At 64.0% G+C, this 22,520-nt stretch carries 23 protein-coding genes, 1 tRNA gene and 1 pseudogene; 13 read left to right on the top strand and 12 right to left on the bottom strand.

Features of this window, described 5'->3' with window-relative positions; translation table 11 throughout:
- Positions 1-4: 4 nt before the first annotated feature.
- From U6958_RS04100 to U6958_RS04115, 4 genes are all read right to left on the bottom strand, one after another.
- A complete protein-coding gene (locus U6958_RS04100) occupies positions 5-715 on the bottom strand; it encodes a hypothetical protein (protein WP_034368188.1) in 711 nt (236 codons plus the stop codon).
- Positions 716-1,031: 316 nt separating this feature from the next.
- Positions 1,032-2,012 carry a lipoyl synthase gene (lipA, locus tag U6958_RS04105; protein WP_013800257.1) on the bottom strand — a complete coding sequence of 327 codons (981 nt, stop codon included), beginning with the start codon at positions 2,010-2,012 and terminating at the stop codon, positions 1,032-1,034.
- A 10-nt stretch (positions 2,013-2,022) separates the two neighbouring features.
- A complete protein-coding gene (gene lipB / locus U6958_RS04110; RefSeq protein WP_016448500.1) occupies positions 2,023-2,748 on the bottom strand; it encodes a lipoyl(octanoyl) transferase LipB in 726 nt (241 codons plus the stop codon).
- On the bottom strand, positions 2,745-3,062 hold the full coding sequence (locus U6958_RS04115) for a YbeD family protein (RefSeq protein ID WP_016448499.1): 318 nt from the start codon (positions 3,060-3,062) through the stop codon (positions 2,745-2,747). The genes lipB and U6958_RS04115 overlap by 4 nt, the downstream gene beginning before the upstream one ends.
- Positions 3,063-3,348: 286 nt before the next feature.
- On the opposite strand from U6958_RS04115, the gene U6958_RS04120 reads away from it, so the two are divergent.
- From U6958_RS04120 to U6958_RS04160, 9 genes are all read left to right on the top strand, one after another.
- Entirely contained in the window at positions 3,349-3,831 is a 483-nt protein-coding gene (locus tag U6958_RS04120) for an ATP synthase subunit I (protein WP_016448498.1), read from the top strand.
- Positions 3,832-3,852: 21 nt separating this feature from the next.
- Positions 3,853-4,716 carry a F0F1 ATP synthase subunit A gene (atpB, locus tag U6958_RS04125; RefSeq protein WP_016448497.1) on the top strand — a complete coding sequence of 288 codons (864 nt, stop codon included), beginning with the start codon at positions 3,853-3,855 and terminating at the stop codon, positions 4,714-4,716.
- Between the two features lie 51 nt (positions 4,717-4,767).
- Positions 4,768-5,016 carry a F0F1 ATP synthase subunit C gene (atpE, locus tag U6958_RS04130; RefSeq protein WP_011803767.1) on the top strand — a complete coding sequence of 83 codons (249 nt, stop codon included), beginning with the start codon at positions 4,768-4,770 and terminating at the stop codon, positions 5,014-5,016.
- Positions 5,017-5,051: 35 nt separating this feature from the next.
- The gene (locus U6958_RS04135; protein WP_016448496.1) at positions 5,052-5,522 is read left to right on the top strand and encodes a F0F1 ATP synthase subunit B; all 471 of its coding nucleotides are present in this window, start codon (positions 5,052-5,054) and stop codon (positions 5,520-5,522) included.
- Between the two features lie 12 nt (positions 5,523-5,534).
- Positions 5,535-6,074: a F0F1 ATP synthase subunit delta gene (locus U6958_RS04140; protein ID WP_012202354.1), complete on the top strand. Its 540-nt coding sequence runs from the start codon at positions 5,535-5,537 to the stop codon at positions 6,072-6,074.
- A gap of 48 nt (positions 6,075-6,122) precedes the next feature.
- A complete protein-coding gene (gene atpA / locus U6958_RS04145) occupies positions 6,123-7,676 on the top strand; it encodes a F0F1 ATP synthase subunit alpha (protein ID WP_016448495.1) in 1,554 nt (517 codons plus the stop codon).
- Positions 7,677-7,694: 18 nt separating this feature from the next.
- Positions 7,695-8,567 (top strand): F0F1 ATP synthase subunit gamma, encoded by an 873-nt coding sequence (atpG, locus tag U6958_RS04150; RefSeq protein ID WP_012202356.1) that lies wholly within the window; start codon positions 7,695-7,697, stop codon positions 8,565-8,567.
- A gap of 34 nt (positions 8,568-8,601) precedes the next feature.
- Positions 8,602-10,011, top strand: coding sequence for a F0F1 ATP synthase subunit beta (atpD, locus tag U6958_RS04155; RefSeq protein ID WP_012202357.1), 1,410 nt, complete (start codon positions 8,602-8,604; stop codon positions 10,009-10,011).
- A gap of 160 nt (positions 10,012-10,171) precedes the next feature.
- Positions 10,172-10,588 carry a F0F1 ATP synthase subunit epsilon gene (locus U6958_RS04160; protein ID WP_012202358.1) on the top strand — a complete coding sequence of 139 codons (417 nt, stop codon included), beginning with the start codon at positions 10,172-10,174 and terminating at the stop codon, positions 10,586-10,588.
- Positions 10,589-10,653: 65 nt separating this feature from the next.
- Here U6958_RS04160 and U6958_RS04165 read toward each other — a convergent pair whose 3' ends face one another.
- From U6958_RS04165 to U6958_RS04180, 4 genes are all read right to left on the bottom strand, one after another.
- Positions 10,654-10,914, bottom strand: coding sequence for a hypothetical protein (locus U6958_RS04165; protein WP_016448494.1), 261 nt, complete (start codon positions 10,912-10,914; stop codon positions 10,654-10,656).
- A gap of 100 nt (positions 10,915-11,014) precedes the next feature.
- Positions 11,015-11,557 carry a TPM domain-containing protein gene (locus U6958_RS04170; RefSeq protein ID WP_016448493.1) on the bottom strand — a complete coding sequence of 181 codons (543 nt, stop codon included), beginning with the start codon at positions 11,555-11,557 and terminating at the stop codon, positions 11,015-11,017.
- A 1-nt stretch (position 11,558) separates the two neighbouring features.
- Positions 11,559-12,443, bottom strand: a complete 885-nt coding sequence (locus U6958_RS04175) for a YgcG family protein (protein WP_016453560.1) — start codon at positions 12,441-12,443, stop codon at positions 11,559-11,561.
- 33 nt (positions 12,444-12,476) lie between these two features.
- Positions 12,477-13,064, bottom strand: coding sequence for a LemA family protein (locus tag U6958_RS04180; RefSeq protein WP_074922624.1), 588 nt, complete (start codon positions 13,062-13,064; stop codon positions 12,477-12,479).
- Between the two features lie 145 nt (positions 13,065-13,209).
- Here U6958_RS04180 and U6958_RS04185 point away from each other — a divergent pair, with 145 nt between their 5' ends.
- Together U6958_RS04185 and U6958_RS04190 are read left to right on the top strand one after the other, a co-directional pair.
- The gene (locus U6958_RS04185) at positions 13,210-14,196 is read left to right on the top strand and encodes a YheT family hydrolase (RefSeq protein WP_074922625.1); all 987 of its coding nucleotides are present in this window, start codon (positions 13,210-13,212) and stop codon (positions 14,194-14,196) included.
- Positions 14,197-14,201: 5 nt separating this feature from the next.
- Positions 14,202-14,753 carry a DUF2946 family protein gene (locus U6958_RS04190; protein ID WP_016448489.1) on the top strand — a complete coding sequence of 184 codons (552 nt, stop codon included), beginning with the start codon at positions 14,202-14,204 and terminating at the stop codon, positions 14,751-14,753.
- Positions 14,754-14,810: 57 nt separating this feature from the next.
- Here U6958_RS04190 and U6958_RS04195 read toward each other — a convergent pair.
- The 4 genes and pseudogenes from U6958_RS04195 to U6958_RS04210 all read right to left on the bottom strand — a co-directional run.
- A pseudogene (locus U6958_RS04195) lies at positions 14,811-15,341 on the bottom strand (c-type cytochrome); the annotation flags it as partial.
- A gap of 208 nt (positions 15,342-15,549) precedes the next feature.
- Complete coding sequence (locus U6958_RS04200) at positions 15,550-17,004, bottom strand: efflux transporter outer membrane subunit (RefSeq protein WP_046987756.1); 1,455 nt, start codon at positions 17,002-17,004, stop codon at positions 15,550-15,552.
- A complete protein-coding gene (locus U6958_RS04205; protein WP_016448486.1) occupies positions 16,997-20,152 on the bottom strand; it encodes an efflux RND transporter permease subunit in 3,156 nt (1,051 codons plus the stop codon). The genes U6958_RS04200 and U6958_RS04205 overlap by 8 nt, the downstream gene beginning before the upstream one ends.
- Positions 20,153-20,167: 15 nt before the next feature.
- The gene (locus U6958_RS04210) at positions 20,168-21,460 is read right to left on the bottom strand and encodes an efflux RND transporter periplasmic adaptor subunit (RefSeq protein ID WP_074922628.1); all 1,293 of its coding nucleotides are present in this window, start codon (positions 21,458-21,460) and stop codon (positions 20,168-20,170) included.
- A 192-nt stretch (positions 21,461-21,652) separates the two neighbouring features.
- On the opposite strand from U6958_RS04210, the gene U6958_RS04215 reads away from it, so the two are divergent.
- Complete coding sequence (locus tag U6958_RS04215; RefSeq protein WP_026061988.1) at positions 21,653-22,291, top strand: TetR family transcriptional regulator; 639 nt, start codon at positions 21,653-21,655, stop codon at positions 22,289-22,291.
- An 82-nt stretch (positions 22,292-22,373) separates the two neighbouring features.
- Positions 22,374-22,449 (top strand) — tRNA-Arg (locus U6958_RS04220).
- The last annotated feature ends 71 nt before the right edge of the window (positions 22,450-22,520 follow it).

Below are 22,520 nucleotides of genomic sequence, written 5' to 3' on the forward strand. Positions count from 1 at the left end.
AGTTTCACCAGAGGAATTCGACGCCTATGGCAGCCAGTGCCCCGCCGACAAATGCGCCGACCACCACGCAGGCAGGTGCCCCGGGCCCGCAGGCCAGCCCGGCCAGGGCACCACCTGCCATGCCTCCACCGATCCCGGCACCTGTGACGGCCAATTCCTTGCCGGCGGCCTCCACCTTGTTGTCTGCGTTGGCGATGGTGTAGACCGATACCGCAATGGAGAAGACCAGGAGGCCGCGTCCTGCCCGGGAGAGCGTGCGCATTCTCTGGGTGATGGCGGCATTGGACTTGCCGGCGGATTTGACGATTTCGCCATACACGGCGTTTTGCTGGGCCGCCGTGAGGCGATCGAACCGCACGTTGGGGCCGTGCAATTGCTGGGCCTTGCGGGCAATCAGCTCATTGAGCGTCTTGCCCTCGCTCTTGATGCGTTGCGCCATGGCTCTGCCCACGGGGGTGCTGCGGCCTCGGATGATCTCCATGATGACGTTGCGCGCCTCCTGGGCCTGTTGTGCAGCCTGTCCCCAGGTGATGCGGCCGCTCGTGGCCTGCAACTGAAGCTCGTTGGCCATGGCCTGAATCTGTCGGGCATAGGCCAGGCGTGCAGATGAGTCCAGCGAGAGATGCACCCCGGCATTGGCAACCTCTGCTTTCAGTGCCTGTATGGCGGCATCGAATGCTGCACGGTCCTTTTGCTCGTCATTGGCCATATGCACTTATCCCTTTGTCAATGGATCGGCGCCCGAACGCCCGAAATCCTGGATTTCATGTCGTTGAGCCGCATTCCTGGGTCGTTCGGATTTTTTTGAATGCAGAAAGCATTCGGAAAATCGGCATCATAAAGAGATCGGGAAATTCATCAACCGAGATGCCGGTGACACATGGCATCGATTGTTTGTTGCTGAATGTGTATTCAGGTCAAAACCGGTGCCTGAATGCCATGCCTCCAGACATGAAAAGGGGATGGCCTGCAAAGGCCATCCCCGAAGTGCGTGAAGAAGGCCGCCCTGCAGGCAGGCGGCCATTGCCGGCTCAGACGCCGGCGGCGTGTGCCTGCTGGTCCGCGTGGTAGCTCGAGCGCACCATGGCGCCCACGGCTGCATGCGTGAAGCCCATCTTGTACGCCTCTTCCTCAAACATCTTGAAGGTGTCGGGGTGCACGTAGCGACGCACCGGCAGGTGGCTGTTGCTGGGTGCCAGGTATTGGCCGATGGTCAGCATGTCGATGTCATGCGCACGCATGTCGCGCATGACCTGCAGGATTTCCTCATCGGTCTCGCCCAGGCCCACCATGATGCCGCTCTTGGTCGGAACCTTGGGGTGCAAGGCCTTGAACTTCTTGAGCAGGTTCAGCGAGAACTGGTAGTCCGAGCCGGGACGCGCTTCCTTGTACAGGCGTGGTGCGGTCTCCAGGTTGTGGTTCATCACATCGGGAGGCGCGGCCTTGAGGATTTCCAGCGCACGGTCGTCGCGGCCACGGAAGTCGGGCACCAGGATCTCGATCTGGGTCAGCGGCGAGAGCTCGCGTATGTTCTTGATGCACTCGACGAAGTGGCCCGAGCCGCCATCGCGCAGGTCGTCGCGATCCACGCTGGTGATGACCACGTATTTCAGGCGCAGCTCGGCAATCGTCTTGGCGAGGTTGAGCGGCTCGTTGGTGTCCAGCGGGTCGGGACGGCCGTGACCCACGTCGCAGAACGGGCAGCGGCGCGTGCACTTGTCGCCCATGATCATGAAGGTGGCCGTGCCCTTGCCAAAGCACTCGCCGATGTTGGGGCAGGAGGCTTCCTCGCAGACCGTGTGCAGCTTGTTGGCGCGCAGGATGTCCTTGATCTCGTAGAAGCGCGTGGTGGGGCTGCCCGCCTTGACGCGGATCCACTCGGGCTTCTTGAGTGCTTCGCCATGCTCGACCTTGATCGGGATGCGCGAAAGCTTCGCTGCCGCCTTCTGCTTGGCCAGCGGGTTGTACTCGGCTTGTGACTGCGCTTCGCGCACGACGGTGTTGGTGGTCATGGTTCTGGATTCAGGGGGCTAGGCGGCGCTGCAACTGTCGTCCCAGCACGCGCGCGGCTTCGTCCCAGGTTGTCTGAACGCCGATTGTAGAAAGGTCCACCGTTTGCAGCCCTGCGTAGCCGCAAGGGTTGATCCGGCCGTAGGGTTCCAGGTCCATGGCGGCGTTCAATGCAACGCCGTGATAGGTGCAATGCCGGCTGACCTTGATGCCCAGGGCTGCAATCTTGCCCAGCCCCGAAAAATCGGGTTGGGGCGCGGGCGAGCCGGGTGCGCGCAGTTGCGGGCGCTGGGGCAGCATGGCATGGCTGCGAGGGTCGTCGAGGCGCACGTAGATGCCGGGGGCGCCTTCCACGCGGTGGCCGGTGATGCCGAAATGCTCCAGCGTGCGGATGACCGCATCCTCGATGCGGAACACGTATTCCTTGACGAAGTAGCCCAGGCGCTGCAGATCCAGCAAGGGATAGGCGACCACCTGGCCCGGGCCGTGGTAGGTGACCTGTCCGCCGCGGTTGGTGGCCACCACGGGAATGTCGCCAGGGCTCAGCAAGTGGTCACTTTTGCCGGCGAGGCCTTGTGTGAAATGCGGGGCGTGCTCGCAGATCCAGAGCTCGTCGCGCGTGCCGGCATCGCGTTGGCTGGTGAAGGCCTGCATGGCCTGCACCGTGGCCTCGTAGTCCGTGCGGCCCAGCAGGCGCAGGTCCAATGACTGCGACTGCTGCGCGTCAAGGGTGCTCACAGCACCACTTTCACCAGCGGATGCGAGGTGAAGGCGCGGTACAGATCGTCGAGTTGTTCGCGGCTGGTCGCCGTCACCGTGACGGTGACGCCCAGGTATTTGCCGCTGCTGCTGGGGCGCAATTCAATGGTGCTGGCGTCAAAGGCAGGGTCGAAGCGTTGGGCGATCTGGGTGATCTCGTGCACCAGATGCTCGGCCTTGACGCCCATGACCTTGATGGGGAACTGCGACGGGTACTCGATCAGCGAATCCTTGCGCGGGTCCGCGCCCGGCTCGGTGGCTGGGGTGGGGGTAGGGGTGGAGGCGTCGGTCATAGGTGAATCAAGGTTAATCGCTTGGCGTTGGAGGCGATTGTGCGCTATCGTTCGCGGCCATGTCGCAGCCCGGGGCTGCCGCGTCGTCCGCCACGAGAACTCCACACACAACAAACAAGTGGCCTGCGGCGCGAGGCTGGCGCTGTTGGCCGGCTGCCACACAGCCCGGTCGCCGCCTCCGTTTTGGGCATGCCCGTAACAACCCCTATCGTTCGGCAGGGGTTTTTACTTATAATCAGAGGCTTTGTGAAAAAGTCTTGTCTGGTCTGCGGCCTTAGAGAATTCAATGAAAAACTACGCCGCCGACACAGACGCTGACAGGGAACTTGAGGGCGAGGATTCCGACTTCAAGCCCCTGACCTCCGAGGAGGCTCAGGAGTGGCGCACGCGAAACCCGCAGATGTCTGTGTGGCGTTTCGTGGTGGTCCAGGCGGTGGTGGGCGTGCTGGTGGCGCTGGTCGCATGGCTGGTGACGGGGCGCGCCGAGGTCGGATGGTCGGCTGCCTACGGTGCCTTGTCGGTGGTGTTGCCGGCAGCGCTGTTTGCGCGTGCCGTCGTACGAAAGAGGCCGGGCGGCGCTGCAGCCGCCATGGTGGGAATTTTTGGCTGGGAACTGGTGAAGCTGGTGCTGTGCATTGCCATGCTGGCGGCTGCACCCAAGCTGGTCCCGGGGCTGAGTTGGCTGGCGCTGCTGGCGGGCTTGGTAGTCGTCATGAAAACGTATTGGGTCGCGCTGATAGTGCGATCCAGTGTCCGAAAAACCGATTGATATTTGAAGAGAAGTTGACCGATGGCCGCAGACGCGCACGCACCTACTGCAAGTGAATACATCGTTCACCACCTGCAGCACCTCCAGAACATCAAGCAAAAGTCGATCATCGACTTTTCGGTCATCAACCTGGACTCGATCGTCGTCAGCGCCACGCTGGGCGTGCTGAGCCTGTTCGTGCTGTGGCTTGCCGCGCGCAAGGCCACATCGGGCGTTCCGGGGCGCTTCCAGGCGGCTGTAGAGCTGCTGGTTGAGATGGTGGACAACCAGGCCAAGGCCAACATCCACAACGCGCAAAGCCGCAAGTTCATCGCTCCCCTGGCACTGACCGTGTTCGTGTGGATCTTCATGATGAACGCCATGGACATGCTGCCGGTGGACCTGCTGCCGGTGCTGTGGCAGGGCTTCCAGGGTGACTCGCACGCCTACCTGCGCGTCGTTCCCACGGCTGACCTCTCGACCACGCTGGGCCTGTCCTCGGCCGTGCTGATCCTGTGCTTCTTCTACAGCATCAAGATCAAGGGCATGGGCGGCTGGGCCCACGAACTGGTGACTGCCCCGTTCGGCACCAGCAAGAATCCCGTGTTTGCACTGATCCTGGGTGTCGTGAACCTGGCCATGCAAATCATTGAATATGTCGCCAAGACGGTTTCGCATGGCATGCGACTGTTCGGCAACATGTACGCTGGTGAGTTGGTGTTCTGTCTGATCGCTCTGATGGGCGGTGCGGCTGCCATGTCGCTTTCCGGTGTGTTGCTCCCCTTGGGGCACATCATTGCAGGCTCTATCTGGGCGATCTTCCACATTCTGATCATCACCCTGCAGGCCTTCATTTTCATGATGCTGACGCTGATCTATCTCGGCCAGGCGCATGAAGCCCACTGACCATTTCCTTTCCCTCTCAACCTTTCTCTTTCTTTAATCTCAGGAGTCATCATGGAAAACATTCTCGGTCTCGTCGCTCTGGCTTGTGGTCTGATCGTTGGTCTGGGCGCTATCGGCGCTTCGATCGGTATCGCCCTGATGGGTGGCAAGTTCCTGGAATCGTCGGCACGTCAGCCTGAGCTGATCAACGAACTGCAAACCAAGATGTTCATCTTGGCCGGTCTGATCGACGCTGCCTTCCTGATCGGTGTGGCCATCGCTCTGCTGTTCGCTTTCGCCAACCCCTTCGTCCTGGCCTAAGCTCCGATCAACGCCCTAGATAGAAAGGTGTTGCCGTGAGTATCAACGCGACCCTGTTCGTCCAGGCCATCGTTTTCCTGATCCTGGTGCTGTTCACGATGAAGTTCGTGTGGCCCCCGATCGCGAAGGCGCTGGATGAACGAGCTCTGAAAATCGCCGATGGCCTCGCTGCTGCCGACAAGGCCAAGACCGACCTGGCCGCTGCCAACAAGCGCGTCGAGCAGGAACTGGCCCAGACGCGCAACGAAACGGCATCGCGGCTTGCGGACGCCGAACGCCGTGCCCAGGCCATCATCGAAGAAGCCAAGGCCCGTGCCTCCGAAGAAGGCAACAAGATTGTTGCTGCTGCCCGCGCCGAGGCCGAGCAGCAGACAATCCAGGCCCGTGAAGCCCTGCGCGAGCAAGTGGCTGCGCTGGCCGTCAAGGGCGCCGAGCAGATCCTGCGCAAGGAAGTGGATGCCGGCGTCCATGCCGACCTGCTGAACCGCCTGAAGACCGAGCTGTAAGGAAGAGCAAACATGGCAGAACTCGCCACCATTGCCCGTCCTTACGCAGATGCCCTGTTCAAGGCCAGCACCCAGCAGGGTGCTGACCTGTCCGGCACTGTTGCCTGGGCGGAGGAATTGGCGGCGATTGCCGCCAATCCGCAATTGCGCCAGCTGGCCGACGACCCCAAGGTGACCGACGAACAACTGTTCGACGTCATCAGCGGCGTGGCCGGCTCGGCATTGCCCGATGCCGCACGCAACTTTCTGCGCGTCATCATTGAAAACGGCCGACTGCAAGCCCTGCCAGAAGTGGCGGCCCAGTTTCGCAGCCTCGTGAACCGCGCCGGTGGCTCGTCCGACGCCGTGGTTCAAAGCGCATTCCCCATAGATGCTGCCGCACTGGCCGCACTCGGAACTTCGCTGGAGAAGCGTTTCGGCCGAAAGCTGAACCTGTCGGTGCAGCAAGATCAGTCCCTGATCGGTGGCATCCGCGTCGTGGTGGGTGATGAAGTTCTTGACACCTCCGTCAAGGCCCGCCTGGAACAAATGAAAGCGGCCCTCATTGCGTAACAACGCGACTGAGGTCTCGGCTAACCAAAGCTAAAGAAGGAAAGAGTCATGCAACTCAATCCCGCAGAAATTTCTGAACTGATCAAGAGCCGCATCGAGGGTCTGGCTGGCAGCAGCGACATCCGTAACGAAGGCACCGTGGTTTCGGTGACCGACGGTATCGTGCGCGTGCACGGCCTGTCGGACGTGATGCAAGGCGAAATGCTGGAATTCCCCGCAGGCAAGGACGGCCAGCCCTCCTTCGGCCTGGCGCTGAACCTCGAGCGCGACTCCGTCGGCGCCGTGATTCTGGGCGAGTACGAGCACATCTCCGAAGGCGACACCGTCAAGTGCACGGGCCGCATTCTGGAAGTGCCCGTCGGCCCCGAACTCATCGGCCGCGTGGTCAACGCCCTGGGTCAGCCCATCGACGGCAAGGGCCCGATCAACGCCAAGATGACGGACGTGATCGAGAAGGTCGCTCCCGGCGTGATCGCACGCCAGTCCGTGGACCAGCCCCTGCAGACCGGCATCAAGTCCATCGACTCGATGGTGCCCGTCGGCCGTGGCCAGCGCGAACTGATCATCGGCGACCGCCAGACCGGCAAGACCGCCGTGGCCATCGACGCCATCATCAACCAGAAGGGTCAGGGCGTTACCTGCATCTACGTTGCGATCGGCCAGAAGGCTTCCTCGATCAAGAACGTGGTGCGTGCCCTGGAGCAGGCCGGCGCGATGGAATACACCATCGTCGTGGCTGCCACCGCTTCCGAATCCGCTGCCATGCAGTACGTGTCGGCCTACTCGGGCTGCACGATGGGCGAGTACTTCCGCGACCGCGGCGAAGACGCGCTGATCGTCTATGACGACCTGTCCAAGCAGGCCGTGGCCTACCGCCAGGTTTCGCTGCTGCTGCGCCGTCCCCCGGGCCGCGAAGCCTTCCCCGGCGACGTGTTCTATCTCCACAGCCGCCTGCTCGAGCGCGCAGCCCGCGTGAATGCCGACTATGTCGAAGCCTTCACCAAGGGTGAAGTCAAGGGCAAGACGGGTTCGCTGACGGCTCTGCCCATCATCGAAACCCAGGCGGGTGACGTGTCGGCCTTCGTGCCCACCAACGTGATCTCGATCACGGACGGCCAGATCTTCCTGGAAACCAGCCTGTTCAACGCCGGTATCCGCCCCGCCATCAACGCCGGTATCTCGGTGTCGCGCGTCGGTGGTGCTGCACAGACCAAGCTGGTCAAGGGCCAGTCCGGCGGTATCCGTACCGACCTGGCGCAATACCGTGAGCTGGCTGCCTTCGCGCAGTTCGCCTCCGACCTGGACGAAGCCACCCGCAAGCAGCTCGACCGCGGTGCCCGCGTGACCGAACTGCTCAAGCAGGCCCAGTACAGCCCCCTGTCCACCGCCCTGATGGGCGCTTCGCTGTTCGCAGTGAACAAGGGCTACATGGACGACATCCAGGTCAAGCAAGTGCTGGCTTTCGAGTCTGGTCTGCACCAGTTCCTGAAGACCAGCCACGGCGCCCTGATCGACAAGCTGAACGCTTCCAAGGCCATGGACAAGGATTCCGAAGCCGAATTGAACGCCGCCATCGTTGCGTTCAAGAAGTCGTTCGCTTAAACCGGACGAGGAGCCATCATGGCAGCAGGTAAGGAAATTCGCGGCAAGATCAAATCGGTGGAAAACACCAAGAAGATCACCAAAGCCATGGAAATGGTGGCCGCATCCAAGATGCGCAAGGCGCAGGAACGGATGCTGGCTGCACGCCCGTACAGCGAAAAGATCCGCAACATTGCAGTCCATCTTGGCCAAGCCAACCCCGAGTACGTGCACCCGTTCATGCAAGTGAACGGTGATGCCAAGACTGCCGGCGTCATCGTTGTGACGACGGACAAGGGGTTGTGCGGCGGCATGAACACCAACGTGTTGCGTGCTGTCACGGCCAAGCTGCGGGAGCTGCAGGATCAAGGCGTGTCGGCAGAAGCGGTGGCCATTGGCAACAAGGGTCTGGGCTTTCTGAACCGTGTCGGCGCCAAGGTGGTTTCGCACGCGACGGGTCTGGGCGATACGCCCCATCTGGAAAAGCTGATCGGCCCTGTGAAGGTGCTGCTCGATGCGTACGCAGCGGGCAAGCTGAGCGCGGTGTACCTGAGCTACACCAAGTTCATCAACACCATGAAGCAGGAATCGGTGGTGGAGCAGTTGCTGCCCCTGTCGTCCGAGAGCATGCAGGCCGAGAAGACGTCTGGCCATAGCTGGGACTACATCTACGAACCCGATGCGCAGTCCGTGATCGACGAGCTGCTCGTGCGTTACGCAGAGTCCCTGGTCTACCAAGCGGTTGCAGAAAACATGGCGTCCGAGCAATCGGCGCGCATGGTGGCCATGAAGGCCGCGACCGACAACGCCGGCAACGTCATCAGCGAGTTGAAGCTCGTCTACAACAAGACGCGTCAGGCAGCCATCACGACCGAACTGTCGGAAATCGTGGCTGGCGCCGCTGCGGTGTAAACGGCTTTAACAGACAAACTAATTGGAGCAAAAAATGGCTCAAGTGCAAGGCAAGATTGTTCAATGTATTGGCGCTGTGGTGGACGTCGAGTTCCCCCGCAACGCAATGCCCAAGGTGTTCGATGCCCTGAAGCTCGACGGCTCGGCCCTGACGCTGGAAGTGCAGCAACTGCTGGGTGACGGCGTTGTGCGTACCATCGCCCTGGGCTCGTCCGACGGTCTGCGTCGTGGCCTGATGGTGTCCAACACCGGCAACCCCATCACCGTGCCCGTGGGCAAGGCGACGCTGGGTCGCATCATGGACGTGCTGGGCAACCCCATCGACGAACGCGGTCCCGTGGATCAGGCCCTGACGGCCCCCATCCACCGCAAGGCACCGGCTTATGACGAGCTGTCGCCTTCGCAGGAACTGCTGGAAACCGGCATCAAGGTGATCGACCTGATCTCTCCCTTCGCCAAGGGCGGCAAGGTGGGTCTGTTCGGTGGCGCCGGCGTGGGCAAGACCGTGAACATGATGGAACTCATCAACAACATCGCCAAGGGCCACGGTGGTCTGTCGGTGTTTGCCGGTGTGGGTGAACGTACCCGTGAAGGCAATGACTTCTATCACGAAATGTCGGACGCCGGCGTGGTCAACCAGGAGTCGCTGAACGACTCCAAGGTCGCCATGGTCTACGGCCAGATGAACGAACCCCCGGGCAACCGTCTGCGCGTGGCGCTGACCGGCCTGACCATGGCCGAAGCCTTCCGTGACGAAGGCAAGGACGTGCTGTTCTTCGTGGACAACATCTACCGCTACACGCTGGCCGGTACCGAAGTGTCCGCTCTGCTGGGCCGCATGCCTTCCGCCGTGGGCTACCAGCCCACGCTGGCCGAGGAAATGGGCCGCCTGCAAGAGCGCATCACCTCGACCAAGGTCGGTTCGATCACTTCCATCCAGGCCGTTTACGTGCCTGCCGATGACTTGACCGACCCCTCGCCTGCCACGACGTTCGCCCACTTGGACTCCACCGTGGTGCTGTCGCGTGACATCGCTTCGCTGGGTATCTACCCCGCTGTCGACCCGCTGGACTCCACCAGCCGCCAGCTGGACCCCCAGGTCGTGGGTGAAGAGCACTACAAGGTGGCCCGCGAAGTGCAGGGCACGCTGCAGCGCTACAAGGAACTGCGCGACATCATCGCCATTCTGGGCATGGACGAGCTGGCTCCCGAAGACAAGCTGACCGTGGCCCGCGCCCGCAAGATTCAGCGTTTCCTGTCGCAGCCTTTCCACGTGGCCGAAGTGTTTACTGGCGCTCCCGGCAAGTACGTGTCGCTGGCTGAAACCATCCGTGGTTTCAAGATGATCTGCGCCGGCGAGTGCGATCACCTGCCCGAGCAGGCCTTCTACATGGTTGGCACCATCGACGAAGCCTTCGAGAAGGCCAAGAAGCTGGCGGCTTGAGCCTGCGGCACCCCCTGAGCGACTGCGTCGCCTCCCCCTCTCTACCCGCTTTGCGGGGGAGGGGGACGACACCCTCGCCGAGGGGCGGCCCTTGCTCGGTGTCCCCGATCTGGGCCCTGCCGGTTCCAAGTTCCAGTCCTACCTTTTCTGAGGAGCAAAGATGAACACCATCCACGTTGATGTGGTCAGTGCCGAAGAGTCCATCTTCTCCGGTGAAGCGCGCTTTGTCGCCCTGCCCGGTGAATCCGGCGAACTGGGCATTTTTCCCCGCCACACTCCGCTGATCACGCGCATCAAGCCCGGCTCGGTGCGTATCGAGATGGCTGACGGCAGCGAAGAATTCGTCTTCGTGGCCGGCGGCATCCTGGAAGTGCAGCCCAACTGCGTGACCGTGCTGTCCGACACCGCCATCCGCGGTGCCGACCTGGACGCCGAGAAGGCCGAGAAGGCCAAGCTCGAAGCCGAGGAAGCGCTGAAGAACGCCAAGAGCGAAGTCGATCTGGCGCGTGCCCAGTCCGAGCTGGCCGTCATGGCCGCCCAGATCGCGGCCCTGCGCAAGTTCCGCCAAAAGCGCTGAGCCCTCCCGGGACCAGCCGCAAGAAAGCCGCCCTCGGGCGGCTTTTTTCATGGTGCGAAGGCGTCTCAGTCGCCGCAGCGGGCCTGGTAGACGTAGGTCACGGCGTTGTCCTTGGGGTCGACCGTGCGCGACTTGTGCGTCACGGCCTTGGCTGGCACGGGGCACAGCGCGCGGATCTGCTGCTCGCATCGCTTGGGGTCGTCCTCGCGCAGCTTGCAGCTGAGCACATAGTCGTACTCTTGCGAGTCATCGAGGACGGGGCTTGCGCAGGCGCTCAGGGCCAGCACGGCGGCCAGCAGGCCCAGGCGGGCCAGGGTGTTCTTCATGGTGTGGATGCTCCTTGATGAAATGGCGTGACGCTATCACAGCCTCCGTGCCCGCGATAGCTCGATGAAGGGGGGCGCTCGGTCTGAGGGTCGTTTTGCCTCAGTGCCGCTGTATCACGACGGTATCGGGAAGATTGTCGCCACCTTCGTGCACAGGCTGCAACGGGTCGCGCGGGAAGTTGGTTTCCAGCAGCAGGCTCACGCGCTCGAGCGCCGCCGTCATGCCCATGGCATAGTGGCCGCCCTGGAAAGCGGCCTGCATGTCACTGATCAGCGTCTGCCACTGCTGCGCAGGCAGGGTGCGCGCCAGGGCGCGGTCGGCGACGATCTCGATGGCGTGGTCGGCCAGCAGCAGATAGATCAGGGCGCCGTTGTTGTGCTCGGTATCCCAGACGCGCAGCTTGCCGAACAGCGTGATGGCGCGCTCGCGCGGCGTGGCATCGCGCCAGATGTAGCTGGGCGGCAGGCCGGGCTCGACGCAGATACGGATCTGTCCTGTATGGCGCTGCTCGCTCATGGTGATCAGGCGCTCCAGCTCCGCCAGGGTCTCGGGTGGGAGTGCACGCCGCAGCTGCCCTTCGGCCCAATGGTGGCGCAGCAGCCGGACCAGACGCTGAACAAAGCCTGTGATTGCAGCCGCCATCTCACCAACTCCCCGAGGCGCCGCCGCCCCCAAAACTGCCGCCTCCCCCGGAGCTGAAGCCTCCGCCGCCGCTGCTTCGTCCGCCGCCTCCGCCAAAACCACCGCCGTAGCCACCCCCTCCGCCCCATCCACCGCCACCTCTGCCGGAGCGGCCGCTGCCCAGCAAGGTGAACAGCAGAGCGACGATGCCCGCTCCGCCTGCCACCAGCAGACTGGTGGTCACCACATAGGCGGCAATGCCGGCGCCTGTGCCTGCCAGCACCGAGGCCAGGGGCCGGCCCAGCATCGAGCGCAGGATGGGGCCCGCGATGACCACACCGAAAAAGAAGAACAGCATCAGGTCTTCCATGTCGAAGCCACGGTCCGGGCTTTTGGAGGAAGGGGCATTGGGGGAGGGGGCCGGCAGCTGCTCGCCCGCAATGCGTGCCGCCACCTGGTCCAGCGCAGCGGCGATACCGCCTGCATAGTCGCCCTGGCGAAAGCGCGGGGTCATCTGCTGGTCGATGATGCGAGCGGCCGCCAGGTCGGGGATGGCGCCTTCCAGCGCGCGGGCCACTTCCAGCCGCATGCGCCTGTCGTTCTTGGCAATCACCATCAACAGCCCGTCGCCCACGTCGCGGCGGCCTATCTTCCAGTCGCTGGCCACGCGCCAGGCATAGGCGGCGATGTCCTCGGGCGCCGTGGTGGCCACCATCAGCACAACGACCTGCGAGCCCGACTTCTGTTCAATGCTGCGCAGCCTGTCTTCAATGGCCCGTGCCTCGTCGGGCGACAGCGTGCCCGTCTGGTCGATGAGCCGGGCCGTCAGTGGGGGGACGGGTTGCGGAGCCTGCGCCAGCGCGCTTCCTGGCAGCAACAACGCTGCCAGGAGCAGGGCGCAAAGCATGCGCCAGAGCGGCGCCAGGGATGTGGTCACGGTTTACTTGTTGCCGAAGTCCACCGTGGGCGGGCGAGAGATTTCGGCCTCGTTCTGCACGCTGAAGGTGGGCTTGGGCTCATAGCTGAAGACCTTGGCTGTCAGATTGGTCGGAAAGCTGCGCGCCAGCACGTTGTAGGACTGCACGGCCTGGATGTACTGGTTGCGCGCCACGGTGATGCGGTTCTCCGTGCCCTCCAGCGTGACGCGCAGGTCACGGAAGCCCTGATTGGCCTGCAACTGGGGGTAGCGCTCGGCCACCACCATCAGCCGGGACAGCGCACTGGACAGCTCACCCTGCGCCTGCTGGAACTTGTTGAAGGCTTCGGGGTTGTTGACCAGCTCGGACGTGGCCTGGATGGAGGTGGCCTTGGCGCGTGCCTCCACCACCTTGGTCAGGGTCTCCTGCTCGAAATTGGCCTCGCCCTTGACCGAGGCCACGATGTTGGGCACCAGGTCGGCACGGCGCTGGTACTGGTTGAGCACCTCGCTCCAGGCCGACTTGGTCTGTTCGTCAAGGCGCTGGAAATCGTTGTAGCCGCAGCCGGTCAGTACCAGAACGGTGGCAAGTGTGGCGATTAGACGTTTCATGAGATGACAACCTGAAAGCGACAATGGAAGACAGTATCGTGCACGATGCTGCGCATCGCTGGCGATTGTGCTGCGCACCCGGCCCGCCGCCCTGTAGGGCAAAGGCCATTCGCAGCGACTGGGACAAGGACTGCAAACGGGCTCTATGCATCAATTCAACGCGGCGCGCTGGCTGCCCGGTGGCCACGCACAGACCATCTGGCCGGCGCTGTTCGCGCACCGTCGGCCGGCCGGCCATGCGGCACCCCGGTGGCGGTGGGAGCGCTGGGATACCCCGGATGGCGACTTCATCGATGTCGCCTTCGGCAGTGCTCCCACCCCGCCTGCCGATGCGCCATGGCTGGTGCTTTTCCATGGCCTTGAAGGCTCGGCGAACAGCCACTATGCCCTGGCCATGGCCTGTGTGGCCGAACAGCGTGGCTGGCACATGGCCGTGCCGCACTTTCGCGGCTGCAGCGGCGAGGTCAACCGGGCGCCGCGCGCCTATCACTCGGGCGATGTGCAGGAGGTGGACTGGATACTGCGCCGCCTGCGCGAGCGGTCTTCTCGCCCGCTGCATGCGGTCGGTGTCTCCCTGGGCGGCAATGCGCTGGCACGCTGGGCGGGCGTGCAGGCGGACAAGGCTGCCGAGGTGGTGCAGGCCCTGGCGGCGGTGAGTGCGCCGCTGGACCTGGCCGCCGGGGGAACGGCGCTGGGGAAAGGGCTGAACCGCTGGATCTACACGCGCATGTTCCTGCGCACCCTGGTGCCCAAGGCGCTGCTCAAGTGGGCGCAGTTTCCCGGTCTCTTCGATCGTGATGCCGTGCTGCGTGCGCGTGATCTGAGAGAGTTTGACGATGCGTTCACGGCGCCGGTCCACGGCTTTCGTGATGCGCAGGACTATTGGCATCGGGCGGCGGCCAAACCGCTGCTGGGCAGCATTGCCGTGCCTGCACTGCTGCTCAATGCGCTGGACGATCCCTTTGTCCCTTCGTACAGCCTGCCGGCGCCAGGCGAAGTCGGCCCGCGGGTTACGCTGTGGCATCCGCCGCACGGCGGTCATGTGGGTTTTGCACAGGGGCGTTGGCCGGGACATGTACTGGCCATGCCGCAGGCCGTCACGCAGTGGCTGGCACACAGCGAAAAAGGATGAATGCAATGGACGATATCGTGAAGCAGGCCATGGCCAAATGGCCCCATGTGCCTGCCTGCAGCGGCTGGCTGGGGCTGGACGAGCGCGGGCGCTGGTATCTGCGCGATGAACAGGCCCAGGCCAGCGGCGCTTTCGACAGCGGAATCCCGGGAGCCAAGGGCGCGGAGGTGCGCAACGAAAAGCTGGCGGACTTCATCGCCCGCAACTACCTGGCCGAGCCCGATGGTCGATGGTTCTTCCAGAACGGTCCCCAGCGCGTGTATGTGGAGCTGGAGAATGCTCCCTGGATATGGCGGTTGCGCTGGGATGGCGAGGGCCTGCAGATGCACAGCCATACAGGAGCCGAACTGGATGCCGGGGCCATCACCGAAGCGCTGATGGACGAGACGGGGCGCCTGTACCTGGCGACGCCTTCCGGCCTGGGCCTGGTCCATACGCAGGACATGATCGATGCCGCGGCTGCGCTGGAGGCGGGCGCGTTGCCGGCCTGTGAAGAGGTGCGGGCCGAGGCGTTGCCGCAGCGCTACGGTTTCGTGCGCAGTCCTGCGCGGGCATGAAAAAACCGGCCGAAGCCGGTTGGTTCCAGAAGTCCCGCGTGTTGCTCAATTGGCGGGGGCTGCTGCGCCTTCTGCCGCGGCGCCTTCTGCGGCAGGGGCCTTGGGTTCTTCGAACTTGCCGCCCGCTGCGTTGGCCATGTAGACCACGCCGCGTGCAATTTCGGTGTCGTTGAAGTCGCCGCCACCCTGAGGGGCCATGGCGCCCTTGCCCTTGAGTGCCGAGTGCACCAGGCCTTCCAGTCCCTGTGCTAGGCGAGGGCCCCAGGCCGCAGCATCCTCGAACTTGGGTGCTCCTGCAGCGCCCGTGGCGTGGCAAGCGGCGCACTGGCCCTTGTAGACCTCTTCGCCCGCGCGCAGGGGGCGGTTGGCATCACGGATCTCCACAAGGCCGATCTTCTGCAGGCGCTGAGCCTTGGCCATTTCGGTCTGGGAAGCGCCGGCACCGGACTTGTCGGCCGAACTCACGTACTGCACGAGGCCGATGATCACGAACACCGGAACCACGAACGAGAAAAACACCGCTATCAGCAGTTGCCTGGGATTCTTGATCGGGCCCGTATGGGCTTCTTCGGTGTGGGTTGCGCTCATGAAGTCCTCTTGTGTTGTGGGGGCGTGAGTCAACAACAAATTATATCGACGGCCCTCTTGCAGACACTGCGCGCAGACCCGGGTTGACCTGGGACGCACATATGCCATGAGATGGATCAAGCAATTGGCAAATGCTTGCCGCACTGAATGACAAAGAGGCGTTCACCTTGCGGTGAACGCCTCTTTGCGGTTGGCGCGGCAGATGCGGTTATTGCTGCGCGGGAGTTTGCGTGGTTGCAGCCGCTGTCGCCGTCCTGTCGGTCCAGCCGCCGCCCAGAGCCTTGTACAGCTCGATCTGATTGAGCAGTTGCGCCAGGCGCACGCTCACGGTGGATTGCTCCAGCGCGAACAGGGTGCGCTGTGCGTCCAGCAGGTCCAGGTAGCTGGCCACGCCGTTGCTGTAGCGCAGGTCGGACAGCTTCAGGCGTGCCTGCTCGGCTTCGAGCTGGGCGCGCTGGGCCATGATCTGGTCACGCAGCGTGCCTTGGCTGTCCAGTGCGTCGGAGACTTCGCGGAAGGCGCTCTGGATGGACTTCTCGTACTGCGCAATGGCGACTTCGCGATCGACCTTGGCCGCAGCCAGATTGGCCGAGTTGCGGCCCGCATCGAAGATGGGCAGCAGGGCCGAGGGCGCCAGGGTGAAACCCCAGCTGCCGCTCTTGAACAGGCCCGACAGCTCGTTGCTGGCCGTGCCGAACTGCCCGGTCAGCGTGATGCGCGGGAAGAAGGCCGCACGCGCCGCGCCGATGTTGGCATTGGCGCTGATCAGTTGCTGCTCGGCCTGGCGGATGTCGGGGCGCTGCGTGAGCAGGTCAGACGGCAGGCCGGCCGGCACGGCAGGCAGGTCGGCCGTGTCGCGCAGGCCCTGGCTGGAGCCCAGGCTGGCGACCACGTCCGCAGGCAGCGCCTGGCCCAGCAGCAGCACCAGGGCGTTCTCGTCCAGGGCACGCTGGCGCTGCTGCTGCGCCAGGGTGGCGCGCGCAGCTTCGGTCAGCGAGACGGCCTGGCGGTAGTCCAGCTCGGAGGCCACGCCCGTGTCGAAGCGCAGCTTGGTCAGCTTGATCGACTCTTCGCGCGTCTGCAGCGTGTCGCGCGAGATCTTCAGCAACTGCTCGTCGGCCAGCAGCGTGTACCAGCCGCTGGCCACGGCGGCCACCAGGCTGGTCTGCGCGGCGCGGCGCGCTTCCTCGGTGGCCAGGTACTGGGCCAGGGCCGCTTCCTTCAGGCTGCCGATGCGCCCGAAGAAGTCCAGCTCCCAGGAGGTCACGGCCAGGCCGACCTGGTAGCTGTTGACGTACTTGGTGCCGGAGCCCGTGGTATTCGGGGCGCGGCTGGCGTTGACGCCTGCACCGACCGTCGGGAACTGGTCGGCGCGCGTGATCCGGTACTGCGCCTGGGCGCGCTCGATATTGAGCGCGGCCACGCGCAGGTCGCGGTTGTTGTCCAGCGCGGTGCGCACCAGTTGCTGCAGGCGTGCGTCCTGGAAGAAATCCTGCCAGGGCAGCTGTGCGGCAGCCGTTCCGCCTTCTGCCGCAGCAGTGGCGTTCGCGCGGGTGTATTGGGCCGCGACCGGAGCGGCAGGGCGCTCGTAGGTGGGGATGAGCGAGCATCCCGCCAGGAGCACGGCGGTGGCGATGGCCACCGGGGTACTGCGATTAATCATGGCTCAAGGCCTCCTTGCCGGCCGGTGTGGACGGCGGGTTGTGCGTTTTGATCTTGCCCTTGAACAGCTTGCGCACCACGACGAAGAAGGTGGGCACGAACAGCACGGCCAGCACGGTGCCGGTGATCATGCCGCCGAGCACGCCGGTGCCGATGGCACGCTGGCTGGCGGAGCTGGCGCCGGAGGCGATCACCAGAGGCACCACGCCCAGGCCGAAGGCCAGCGAGGTCATGATGATGGGCCGGAACCGCAGGTGTGCGGCTTCCAGCGCGGCCTCGATCAGGCCCTTGCCTTCGGCCTGCAGGTCCTTGGCGAACTCCACGATCAGGATGGCGTTCTTTGCCGACAGGCCAATCACCGTCACCAGTCCGATCTGGAAGTACACGTCGTTGGAATAGTTGCGCAGCAAGGTGGCAAGCACCACGCCCAGCAGACCCAGCGGCACGACCAGAATCACCGACAGCGGAATCGACCAGCTCTCGTACAGAGCGGCCAGGCACAGGAACACGGCCAGGATGGCGAAGGCGTACAGGAAGATGGCTTGCGAGCCCGCCAGCTTTTCCTCACGCGACTGGCCGGTCCACTCGAAGCCGAAGCCTTCGGGCAGCTTGGCAGCCAGCTTTTCCATCTCGTCCATGGCATCGCCCGAGCTGAAGCCCGGAGCAGCCGAGCCTTCGATGCGCACGGCCGGGTAGCCGTTGTAGCGCACCGTCTGCTGCGCGCCCTTGACCCACTTGGTGGTCGCGAACGTGGACAGCGGCACCGGATCGCCCTTGGCATTGCGCGCGTTCAGGCGCAGCAGATCGTCGGGCTGCATGCGGGCCGGAGCGTCGGCCTGCACGATCACGCGCTGCAGACGACCCTGGTTGGGGAAGTCATTGACGTAGGACGAGCCCAGTGCCGTGGACAGCGCCGCATTGATCGAGGTGAAGTCCACGCCCAGTGCGTTGGCCTTGTCGCGGTCGATCTCGATGCGCAGCTGCGGCGCGTCTTCCAGGCCGTCGGGACGCACGCCGGCCAGCACCTTGCTCTGCCCGGCCATGCCCAGCAGCATGTTGCGCGCATTGATCAGCGCATCGTGGCCGTGGCCGGCACGGTCCTGCAGGCGGAACGAGAAGCCCACGGCATTGCCCAGTTCGGGAATGGGCGGCGGGTTCACGGCGAACACGAAGGCGTCGCGTATGCCCGCCGTCATGCCCATGATGCGGCCCGTCATGGCATCCACCGTGGAGTCCGCTCCCTTGCGTTCAGACCAGTCCTTGAGCGGCACGAAGGCGAGGGCGGCGTTCTGGCCCTGGCCGGAGAAGCTGAAGCCCAGCACGCTGACCATGTTGGCCACTTCGGGCTGCGGCAGCACGGCCTCCTCGACCTGCTTCATGACTTCCAGCGTGCGCTCCTTGGCGGCGCCAGGAGGCAGTTGCACGTTGACGATGAAGTAGCCCTGGTCCTCGGTCGGCAGGAACGAGGTCGGCAGGCCACGGAACACCACCACGGCACCGGCGATCACGGCCAGGTACACGCCGATCATCAGCACCGAGCGCTTGAGCAGGCGAGCCACCCAGCCTTCATAGGACTTGGCCGAGCGTGCGAACGTGCGGTTGAACCAGCCGAAGAAGCCTTTCTTCTCGTGGTTGTGGCCGGCCTCCACGGGCTTGAGCAGCGTTGCGCACAGAGCCGGTGTCAGCGTCAGCGCCATGAAGGCCGAGAAGCTGATGGAGGCGACCATCACGATGGAGAACTGCCGGTAGATATTGCCGGTGGACCCCGCGAAGAAAGCCAGCGGTATGAACACCGCGATCAGCACCAGCGTAATGCCCACGATGGCGCCCGAGATCTGGCCCATGGCCTTGATCGCGGCCTCGCGCGGCGGCAGGCCTTCCTCGCTCATGATGCGCTCGACGTTCTCCACAACCACGATGGCGTCGTCCACCACGATGCCGATGACCAGCACCATGCCGAACATGGCCAGCACGTTGATCGAGAAGCCCACGGCCTGCATGACCGCGAAGGTGCCCAGCAGTGCAATGGGCACCACGATGGTCGGGATCAGCGTGTAGCGCCAGTTCTGCAGGAACAGGTACATCACCAGGAACACCAGCACGATGGCTTCCAGCAGCGTGTGGGCCACCTTCTCGATGGAGATGCTCACGAATTTGGAGCTGTCGTAGGGAATGGAGTAATTCACGCCCTTGGGGAAGAACTTCTTCAGTTCCTCCATGCGTGCATGCACGGCCTTGGCCGTGGCCAGCGCGTTGCCGCTGGGCGTCAGCTGCACGCCGATACCCACGGCATCCTTGCCGTTCAGGCGGGCGGAGGTCGCGTAGGCCTGGCCGCCGATCTCGATGGTGGCCACGTCCTTGAGTCGCACGGTGGAGCCATCGGCATTGGCGCGCAGCACGATGTTCTCGAACTGGCTGATCGAAGACAGCTGGCCCATCACCGTCACCGTGGCGGCGATCTTCTGGCCCGTGATGTTGGGCAGGTCGCCGATGGCGCCGCTGGCCACCTGGGCGTTCTGGCTGCGGATGGCGGCCGTCACGTCCTCGGCCGAGAGCTTGTAGCCCTGCAGCTTGGCGGGATCGAACCAGATGCGCATCGCCTTTTCCGTGCCGAACAGCTGTGCCTGGCCCACGCCTGCCACACGCTGGATTTCGGGAACGATGTTGCGCGAGGCATAGTCGCCCAGGGCCACCGTGTCATAGGCCTTGGCGTCCTCGGACGACAGCATGATGAACAGCAGGAAGTTGGACGACGCCTTGTCCACGCGAACGCCCTGCTGCGTCACCGAAGCAGGCAGGCGCGGCGTGGCGCGCGAGAGGCGGTTTTGCACGTCCACCTGCGCCAGGTCCACGTTGGTGCCGGCCTCGAAGCTGATGGTGATGCTGCCCGTGCCGTCGGCCTGGGCCACAGACTCCATGTAGACCAGGCCGGGCGAGCCGTTCATCTCGCGCTCGATCACGGACAGCACGCTGTCTTCGAGCACCTTCGCGGACGCGCCTGGATAGGCCGTGTTGATGACGATGGCCGGAGGAGCCACCTTGGGGTATTGAGCGATCGGAAGCTTGGTCAGCGCGATACCACCGAGGACGATGATGAACAGCGCGACGACCCATGCAAAGATCGGTCTGTCGATAAAGAACTTGGCCATTGCTGAGCCCCTTGATTACTTCTTGTCTGCCTGGTCCGCAGGCTTGGCATCGGCTGCGGCTTGCGGGGCTGGCGCTGCCGTGCCGGCCGGCTTCTGGGCGCCTGCGGCCTCGGGCTGCCACGGTACGGGCTTGACCGGCGTGCCGGGTGGCAGCATCTGCAGCTTCTGGAAGCCGTCGACCATCACCTTCTCGCCCGCCTGCAGGCCTTCGCTGACCAGCCATTGGTTGTTCTGGGCCGTGGTCACCTTCACTTGGCGCTTGGTGATCTTGCCGTCGTCGCTGACCACGCTCACGGTGTCGCCGGTCTCGGTGCGCGTCACCGCCTGCTGAGGCACGGCAATGGCGTTGGACGCCTGGGCCTGCTCCATGCGCACGCGCACATACATGCCGGGCAGCAGCAATCCCTTGGGATTGGGCACCTCGGCACGCAGCGTGACCTGGCCGGTGGAGCTGTCCACGGTCAGGTCGGTGAACAGCAGCTTGCCCTTTAGTTCGTAGGCCGTGCCATCGTCCAGGCGCACCTCGACGCTGGCGGCTTCGGCGCCATCGGCCTTCTTGAGCTTGCCCTGCTCCATCGCGCGGCGCAGCCGGAAGGCTTCGCTGGACGACTGGGTGAAATTCACATAGACCGGATTGATCTGCTGGACCACGGCCAGCGGGGTCGCCTCGCCCTGGCCGACCAGCGCGCCTTCGGTCACTAGAGACTGGCCGATGCGGCCAGAAATGGGGGCGGTGACGCTGGTATAGCCAAGATTGATCTCGGCGGTCCGCACGGAGGCCTTGCCGGCCGCGACGTCAGCCTGGGCCTGCTTGTAGGCAGCCTCTGCATTGACGAAGTCCTGCTTGCTGATCGCGTTGGCGGCAACCAGCGGGCGGTAGCGTTCCAGTTGCGCCAGTGCCTGGGCCTGGTTGGCCTCGGCACGGGCCTGCGTGGCCTTGGCACTTTGCAGCGTCGCCTGGTAGGGCGCCGGATCGATGCGGTACAGCACCTGGCCGGCCTTCACGTCGCTGCCTTCCTTGAACAGGCGCTCCTGCACGATGCCGGCGCTACGGGCCCGGATCTGGGCCACGCGGCGCGCGTCCACGCGGCCGGGCAACTCGGTCACAAGTCCCACATCGGCGGGGGTGGCCACCACCACACCTACAGGGACGGCGGGCATCTGCTGCTGTGCGGCAGCTTGTTCTTCGGGCTTTTTCCCGCAGGCGACCATGGCCATTGCGGCGGTGACGGCCAGGGCCACGGTGGTGAGGCGCAGACTGTTGTAAGGGGACGGAGCGGCTGACACATTGCTGCGTGTGCTGGGCATGATGGGTCCTTGTGCTGAATCAAATAACGATGTTGACGTTCCGGTCAGCGCTATCCGGAACGCCCGTGTCCACGGGCAAGTCGCGGATTATACATACATACATGAATGTATAATGACCGCAGTTGCTGCAAGGCGGCGCGAAGCATGGCGTAGCGTGGCATGGCCGGGCTCAACGATGGAAGGAAATACATCTTGGCACGACGAACGAAAGAAGATGCGTTTGCAACGCGCAACAGTCTGCTGGACGCTGCGGAGCAAGTGTTCTACGAGCAGGGTGTCGCCCGGGCCTCGCTCAACGAGATTGCCCAGCGAGCCGGCGCCACGCGCGGTGCGGTCTACTGGCATTTCAAGGACAAGCTGGATCTCTTCTATGCCATGCTGGATCGCGTCACGCTCCCGCTGGAGCAGGCCGCTCAGGGCGACTGCGAAGATGACTCCGAATGCGATGCGCTGGAATATGTGCGGCGCCTGATGGCGGTGGTCTTCGGGCGCATTGCGGATGACGACAGCACGCGGCGCGTCTTCGAGATCCTGTTGCTCAAGGTGGAGTACGTGGGCGAGCTCATGCCGGTGCAGGAGCGCAATCGCGCGGCACTGGACTCCTTTTCGTCCCGGCTGGAGCTGGCGCTGTGTGCCGCCGCCGAAAGCCATGCGGTCACCATGCCCATGTCGGCGCACCAGGCATCGATCGCACTGTGCGCCATGTTTGACGGGCTGCTGCAGAGCTGGCTGCTGGGGCGGGCTTTCGATCTCAAGCAAGTGGGTGCCCAGGCGGTGGATGTCTGCCTGCGCGGGCTGGGCTTCACGGTTTCGGAGGCTCCTGCCCAATGAGCGGGCTGGGCCGCGGGGCTTGTACGCGGTAGTGCAAAGTCATGCGACAATCATCGGCTTGTGCAGGGCAGCGATGCCTTGAGCGGCTGTAGCTCAGTGGATAGAGTATTGGCCTCCGAAGCCAAGGGTCGTGGGTTCGATCCCCGCCAGCCGCGCCACATTTTTCTTGGATCGCCTCGGTGGCCTGAGAAAAAAATGCACTGAATTTTTTCAGACGAAAAAAACGGTG

The sequence above is a fragment of the Delftia lacustris genome (assembly GCF_040267515.1).
GTDB lineage: Bacteria > Pseudomonadota > Gammaproteobacteria > Burkholderiales > Burkholderiaceae_C > Comamonas > Comamonas tsuruhatensis.